At 64.8% G+C, this 6737-nt stretch carries 9 protein-coding genes; 4 read left to right on the plus strand and 5 right to left on the minus strand.

Annotation, left to right across the window (positions count from 1 at the left end; genetic code table 11):
• Nucleotides 1-19: 19 nt before the first annotated feature.
• The gene (locus AB3X43_RS13785; protein ID WP_369430433.1) at nt 20-973 is read right to left on the minus strand and encodes an NAD(P)H-dependent flavin oxidoreductase; all 954 of its coding nucleotides are present in this window, start codon (nt 971-973) and stop codon (nt 20-22) included.
• Between the two features lie 128 nt (nt 974-1101).
• On the opposite strand from AB3X43_RS13785, the gene AB3X43_RS13790 reads away from it, so the two are divergent.
• Together AB3X43_RS13790 and AB3X43_RS13795 are read left to right on the plus strand one after the other, a co-directional pair.
• Entirely contained in the window at nt 1102-1854 is a 753-nt protein-coding gene (locus AB3X43_RS13790; protein WP_369430434.1) for a Rossmann-fold NAD(P)-binding domain-containing protein, read from the plus strand.
• 23 nt (nt 1855-1877) lie between these two features.
• Nucleotides 1878-2408 (plus strand): hypothetical protein, encoded by a 531-nt coding sequence (locus AB3X43_RS13795; protein WP_369430435.1) that lies wholly within the window; start codon nt 1878-1880, stop codon nt 2406-2408.
• A 118-nt stretch (nt 2409-2526) separates the two neighbouring features.
• On the opposite strand, the gene AB3X43_RS13800 is transcribed toward AB3X43_RS13795, so the two are convergent.
• Nucleotides 2527-2754: an acyl-CoA dehydrogenase C-terminal domain-containing protein gene (locus AB3X43_RS13800; RefSeq protein ID WP_369430436.1), complete on the minus strand. Its 228-nt coding sequence runs from the start codon at nt 2752-2754 to the stop codon at nt 2527-2529.
• Here AB3X43_RS13800 and AB3X43_RS13805 point away from each other — a divergent pair.
• Nucleotides 2723-3055: a transcriptional regulator gene (locus AB3X43_RS13805; protein WP_369430437.1), complete on the plus strand. Its 333-nt coding sequence runs from the start codon at nt 2723-2725 to the stop codon at nt 3053-3055. The two genes, AB3X43_RS13800 and AB3X43_RS13805, sit on opposite strands and share 32 nt — an antisense overlap.
• A complete protein-coding gene (locus AB3X43_RS13810; protein ID WP_369430438.1) occupies nt 3030-3335 on the plus strand; it encodes a helix-turn-helix domain-containing protein in 306 nt (101 codons plus the stop codon). Before AB3X43_RS13805 ends, AB3X43_RS13810 begins: the two co-directional genes overlap by 26 nt.
• 59 nt (nt 3336-3394) lie before the next feature.
• On the opposite strand, the gene AB3X43_RS13815 is transcribed toward AB3X43_RS13810, so the two are convergent.
• The 3 genes from AB3X43_RS13815 to AB3X43_RS13825 form a co-directional block, all read right to left on the minus strand.
• A complete protein-coding gene (locus AB3X43_RS13815; protein ID WP_369430439.1) occupies nt 3395-5185 on the minus strand; it encodes an acyl-CoA dehydrogenase in 1791 nt (596 codons plus the stop codon).
• Nucleotides 5186-5302: 117 nt separating this feature from the next.
• Entirely contained in the window at nt 5303-6232 is a 930-nt protein-coding gene (locus tag AB3X43_RS13820) for an electron transfer flavoprotein subunit alpha/FixB family protein (protein WP_369430440.1), read from the minus strand.
• A 1-nt stretch (nt 6233) separates the two neighbouring features.
• The coding region (locus AB3X43_RS13825; RefSeq protein WP_369430441.1) for an electron transfer flavoprotein subunit beta/FixA family protein at nt 6234-6737 on the minus strand (504 nt) is incomplete at its 5' end.

The raw sequence follows: 6737 nt of genomic DNA on the forward strand, positions 1-6737 counted from the left end.
CGGCTGAACCAGACCGGCCTCAGCCGGTGCAGAGCCGCGCCTTCGCCGCCAGGTACTCGCGCTGCAGCCGCGCCACCCGCTCGGCGGCCGGCACCACGGCGTCCACCGCGCCGATGCCCTGCCCGCAGCCCCAGATGTCCTTCCACGCCTTCTTCGCGTCGCCGCCGAAGTTCATCTTGGTCGGGTCGCTTTCCGGCAGGTGGTCCGGATCGAGGCCCGCGGCGCGGATCGACAGCTTCAGGTAGTTGCCGTGGACGCCGGTGAACAGGTTGCTGTAGACGATCTCGTCGCTGTTGCCGTCCACGATCGCCTGCTTGTAGGCCTCGCTCGCCCGCGCCTCGTCGGTGGCGATGAAGGCCGAGCCGATGTAGGCAAAGTCGGCGCCCATCGCCTGCGCGGCCAGCACGGCGCCGCCGGTGGCGATCGAGCCGGAGAGCGCCACCGGGCCGTCGAACCACTGGCGGATTTCCTGGATCAGCGCGAACGGGCTCTTCACCCCCGCGTGCCCACCCGCGCCCGCGGCGACCGCGATCAGGCCGTCGGCGCCCTTCTCGATCGCCTTCTTCGCGAAGGTGTTGTTGATGATGTCGTGCAGCACCACGCCGCCCCAGGCATGCACGGCGTCGTTCACGTCGGTGCGGGCGCCGAGGCTCGTGATGATGATCGGCACCTTGTACTTGGCACAGACCGCCATGTCGTGGTCGAGCCGGTCGTTGCTCTTGTGGACGATCTGGTTGATGGCGAACGGCGCGGCGGGGGCGTCCGGGTGCGCGGCATTGTAGGCGGCCAGGGTTTCGGTGATCTCGGCGAGCCAGTCGTCGAGCTGTGACGCCGGGCGGGCATTCAGCGCGGGCATCGAGCCGACCACGCCGGCCTGGCACTGGGCGATGACGAGCTTCGGGTTGCTGATGATGAACAGCGGGGAGCCGATGATGGGCAGGGGGAGGTTGGCGAGGATGGACGGGAGGGGCAAGGCGGTCTCCTGATTTTGGGGCGATGGATGGGTGGGAACAGTGTGCCGTTTTCGGGGACGTGGACGTGTCGCTCAGGTGCCGAGCCGGTAGACAATGGAAACTTGGACCTGACACAAGGACGCTCCGAATGGGCACGCCATGCGAACTGACCCACCAACGCACCGCCATCGTCCTCGGCGGCTCCGGATCGGTCGGAGGCGCCTTGCTCCACGCCTTGTTCCACGACGAGGGTTTCGGGACTGTCATCACGCTGTCGCGCCGATCGCTGCCCGAGGCGGTCGCGCTGGCCCGCGCCACTGGCCGCCGGCTGGTGGAGAAACTCGTGCCTGACATGGCGCCGGCGTCCCTCGCCGCGGCGACCCTGGAGGTGGCGCGAGCGGTCGGCGGCGAGCTGGAAGGGTTCAGCGTGCTGGGCGTCGGCGCCGACACCGCGAAGCTCACGCTGGAGGCGCATCGCGCGGTCGATGTGGCGCTGAACGAGGCGTTCGCCCGTGCGCTGCGGGATTCGGACCAGGTCCGGCACCTCGCGTTCATGAGCGCCGCCGGGGCGGACCCGACGGCGAAGACCAGCGGCAGTGGCGCGGCCGGCATGGCGCGCTACAACCGGGTGAAAGGCGAGGCGGAAGAAGCCGTGCGCACGAGCGGGCCGGGGATCGTGAGCGTGTTCCGTCCCGCGATGATCATCGGGTCGCGGCACACGCCGTGGCTGCTTGAAAAGGCGCTGCCCTTGTTGTCGTTCGTGACGCCGGGGAAGTATCGGTCGATACGGGTGGAGCAGATCGCGGAGGCGATGATCGCGGCGGCGAAGCACCATCCTGCGACGAATGCGACTTACCACTATCCGGAGATGATGGCGCTGATCGCGGGTGGGCGACGGTAGTCCTTGACGTGAGAAGCCCAACCTTGGATCTGTTGCAGTTCATTCAGGAAATGAAGGCGCCTGATAAAACGCTATTCGCCAAGTGTCACGACACACCAAAATTCACTTCTTCAACCAACGAAAAATCAAAAATGCGAGTATTCCGCGGACCTAGCTCTGTACCATTTCCAGATGATTTGCATGAACTCGTCTCGACCACTGACCTATCAAAAATGGCGTCACTGAAAAACGGTGCGGTCGTTATATGTGCAAATGTGACCAAGGAGCCGACCGCACGACAAGCGTTGGCGCACATCGAACTTGACTTCGATGACATCGTCTCCTTGCAGAGCAAACTCCTATCTGAGCTCTTGGCGCGATCCAAGGAATTGGATAACGTGCGATCACGTATAGAGGATGCTGAGAAGCACATTTACGATATATACGAAGCAATTAGTGCATTGGATGAAGAAACTCTCTGCGAAGAAAAGAAACAACAATTACTCGATATGACTAACGCGCCGCTGAGTTGCCTTGATCTAGGCAACAAAAATTACCGTCAGGGCGCCGCTTAATCGAATAGCTGGTCGTAATTAACTCGCAAACACCCTGAGATCTTGCCGGAATATCTCAGATAAAAACGGGCAGTCACCCCATCAGGCTGGCTGCCCGAGCATCTAGCTCAACGCCCGATCAGAACGCATCCAGCGCCATCGCACACACCGAATCCGCGCCCGCGACGATCGCATTCCGCAGCCCCGGCACCTTCACCAGAAGGTGCTCCGCAGAGAACTGCGCCGTGGTGATCTTGGCCTGCATGAAGGCGACATCCCGATCCTTCAACGGCAAAGATTGCGCATGGTACGTCTTTGACGTACAGTACATCTCCATGTACACCATCGCAGAAACGCCGTCCTTCATCGAAGACGCGAAAAACCTGTGGACTGAAGAAGAGCGCGCCGCCTTTTGCGTATGGATCGCCGGCAACCCGGAGGCAGGCGATGTAATCCCGAGCAGTGGGGGCTGCCGCAAGGTGCGCTGGTCTCGGCCAGGCATGGGCAAGCGCGGAGGTGTCAGAGTGATCTACTTCACTCGCCTGCCATTCGGCAAGATCTGGCTCCTCGTCATCTACGCCAAGGCGGTCAGAGGCAACATCCCTGGCCATATTCTCAAAGCCGTTCGAGAGGCCATTGAAAATGAAGAATCGTCGCCCACCCACTGACACCCTGTCCGGCACCGAACTCGGCCTGAAACTCCTTCAATCCGTCAAGGAAATGCAGGCAGACCAAGCCGCCAGAATCACCGAGGTCGAGCTGAACGAAGTCGCGGACGCCCGCCAGCAGACCGGGCTGTCGCAAGCTCAGTTTGCCGAAGCACTGTGCATTTCAAAGCGCACGCTGCAAGAGTGGGAACAAGGTCGGCGCTCGCCTTCCGGGGCCGCGCAAGCATTGATCCGAATCGCTCGCAAACACCCTGAGGTCTTGCTGGAATCTCTCGGGTAAAGCAAAACGGGCAGCCACCCCATCAGGCCGGCTGCCCGAACGTCTAGCTCAACGCCCGATCAGAACGCATCCAGCGCCATAGCGCACACCGAATCCGCGCCTGCGACGATCGCATCCCGCAACCCCGGCACCTTCACCAGAATGTGCTCCGCATAGAACTGCGCCGTGGTGACCTTGGCCTGCATGAAGGCGACGTCCTCGCCCTCGTTGATGCAGTCCTGCGCCGCCAGCAGCGCGCGGCCCATCTGCCAGCCCGCCATCAGGTTGCCGGCCAGCATCAGGTACGGCACCGAGCCGGCATACGCGGCGTTCGGGTTGCTGCGGCCGTTGGCGGCGATGAAGTCCACCGCGTCGAGGAAAGCCAATCGCGCCGCCGTCAGGTTCTTCGCGAACGACTGGGCCGCCACGCTGTCACGCGCCGCCAGCAGCGCCTCGGTCTGCTCGATCTGCCCGGCCAGCGCCTTGGCGGTCTGCCCACCATCGCGCCCAGTCTTGCGCCCCACGAGGTCGTTGGCCTGGATGGCGGTCGTGCCTTCGTAGATGGTCAGGATCTTGGCGTCGCGGTAATACTGCGCCGCGCCCGTTTCCTCGATGAAGCCCATGCCGCCGTGGACCTGCACGCCCAGGCTCGTCACCTCCAGGCTCATCTCGGTCGAGTAACCCTTCACCAGCGGCACCATGAACTCGTAGAAGGTCTGGTTGACCTTGCGGGTGTCGGCGTCCGGGTGGTGGTGCGCGGCGTCATACGCGGCCCCCGCCACCAGCGCCAGCGAACGGCAGCCCTCGGTGTAGGCGCGCATCGTCATCAGCATCCGGCGCACGTCGGCGTGGTGGATGATCGCCGCGGCACCGGGGGTCGAGCCGTCCACCGGCCGCGACTGCACGCGGTCACGCGCGTACTGCACCGCCTTCTGGTACGCCCGCTCGGCCACCGCGATGCCTTGCACCCCGACCGCGAAGCGCGCCGCGTTCATCATGATGAACATGTATTCGAGGCCGCGGTTCTCCTGCCCGACCAGGTAGCCGACCGCGCCGCCGTGGTCGCCGAACTGCAGCACCGCGGTCGGGCTGGCCTTGATGCCCATCTTGTGTTCGATCGAGACGCAGTGCGCGTCATTGCGCTCGCCGAGGCTGCCGTCCGCGTTCACCATGAACTTCGGCACGATGAACAGGCTGATGCCCTTCACGCCCTCCGGCGCGCCGACCACGCGGGCCAGCACGAGGTGGACGATGTTCTCGGCCATGTCGTGTTCACCATACGTGATGAAGATCTTGGTGCCGAAGATCCTGTAGGTGCCGTCCGGCTGCGGATCGGCCTTGGTGCGCACCGCCGCCAGATCCGAGCCGGCCTGCGGCTCGGTCAGGTTCATCGTGCCAGTCCAGCGGCCTTCGACCATCGGCGTCAGGTAGGTCGCCTTCTGCGCGTCGGAACCGGCGGTCAGCAGCGCCTCGATCGCCCCGTCCGTCAGCAGCGGGCACAGCGCAAAGCTCAGGTTGGCGCTGTTGATCATCTCGATGCAGGCCGCGCCGATCGCCTTCGGCAGACCCTGGCCGCCAAATTCCTCGGGATGCTGCAGGCCCTGCCAGCCGCCTTCGCCGAGCTGCTTGAACGCTTCCTTGAAACCGGGCGTGGTGGTGACGACGCCGTCTTTCCACGACGACGGGTTCTTGTCGCCTTCCCAGTTCAGCGGGGCGACGACGTTCTCGTTGAACTTGGCGCACTCTTCGAGCACGGCCTGGGCGGTGTCCAGTCCGTGGTCGGCGAAGGCGGGGATCTGGGTGAGCTGCTCCAGGCCGGCGAGTTCCTTGAGGCCGAACAGGAAGTCCTTGACGGGGGCGCGGTAGGTCATTTTTCGGGATCCTTCGTGGGCTGTTGTGGACTGAACGGGGTCGCGAGGTCGAAAAAAAGGCGCCTCATCGCGTGGGGCGCCCTTCGGGACGGACAGTGCGTCGGTGTCGGTGACGGCTTACAGCGCCTTCACCAGCTCCGGCACGGCGGTGAAGAGATCGGCTTCGAGGCCGTAGTCGGCGACGCTGAAGATCGGTGCCTCGGGATCCTTGTTGATCGCGACGATCACCTTGGAGTCCTTCATGCCGGCCAGGTGCTGGATCGCACCGCTGATGCCGGCGGCGATGTACAGGCTCGGCGCCACGATCTTGCCGGTCTGCCCGACCTGCCAGTCGTTGGGCGCGTAGCCCGCGTCGACCGCAGCGCGGCTGGCGCCAAGCGCGGCACCCAGCTTGTCCGCCAGCGGGATCAGCACTTCATTGAACTTGTCGCTGGAGCCCAGCGCTCGACCACCGGAGACGATGATCTTGGCAGCCGTCAGCTCGGGGCGGTCGTTCTTGGTGACCTCGCGGCCGACGAACTGGCTCTTGCCCGAGTCGGCCACGGCGGCGACCGATTCGACGGCAGCGGAACCACCAGCGGCGGCGGCGGCGTCGAAGCCGGTCGTGCGCACGGTGATGACCTTGACCGCGTCGGTGCTCTGCACGGTAGCGATGGCGTTGCCGGCGTAGATCGGGCGCTCGAAGGTGTCGGCGCTGATCACCTTGGTGATGTCAGTGACCTGGGCCACATCCAGCTTGGCAGCGACGCGCGGAGCGACGTTCTTGCCGCTGGCGGTGGCCGGGAACAGCAGGTGGCTGTAACCACCGGCCACGGCCAGCACCTGCGCGGCGAGGTTCTCGGCCAGGCCGTCGGCGAGGCTCGCGCCGTCGGCGTGCAGGACCTTGGTCACACCCGCGATCTGGGCCGCAGCAGCGGCGGCCGCACCGGCGTTCAGACCCGCGACCAGCACGTGGACTTCACCGAGCTGTGCCGCGGCGGTCACGGTGTTGAGCGTCGCGCCCTTGATGTGGGCGTTGTCGTGTTCAGCAATAACGAGTGCAGCCATCTCAGATCACCTTCGCTTCGTTCTTCAGCTTGGCGACCAGCGTCGCCACGTCCGCCACCTTGATGCCCGCGCCGCGCTTGGCCGGCTCGGCGACCTTGAGCGTCTTGATGCGCGACGCCACGTTCACGCCCAGCGCATCCGGCTTGATGACTTCCAGCGGCTTCTTCTTCGCCTTCATGATGTTCGGCAGCGTCACGTAACGCGGCTCGTTCAGGCGCAGGTCGGTGGTGATGATCGCAGGCAGCGACACCGACACCGTTTCCAGACCGCCGTCCACTTCGCGCGTCACCTTGGCGCGGCCATCGGCGACTTCGACCTTGGAGGCGAAGGTGGCTTGCGGCAGGTCGGCCAGCGCGGCCAGCATCTGACCGGTCTGGTTGCAGTCGTCGTCGATCGCCTGCTTGCCCAGGATCACCAGGCCCGGCTGTTCGCGGTCCACCAGCGCCTTGAGCAGCTTGGCCACCGCCAGCGGCTGCAGCTCGTCCGCGCACTCGACCAGGATGCC

It is taken from the genome of Sphaerotilus sp. (genome assembly GCF_041083715.1).
Taxonomy (GTDB): domain Bacteria; phylum Pseudomonadota; class Gammaproteobacteria; order Burkholderiales; family Burkholderiaceae_C; genus Sphaerotilus.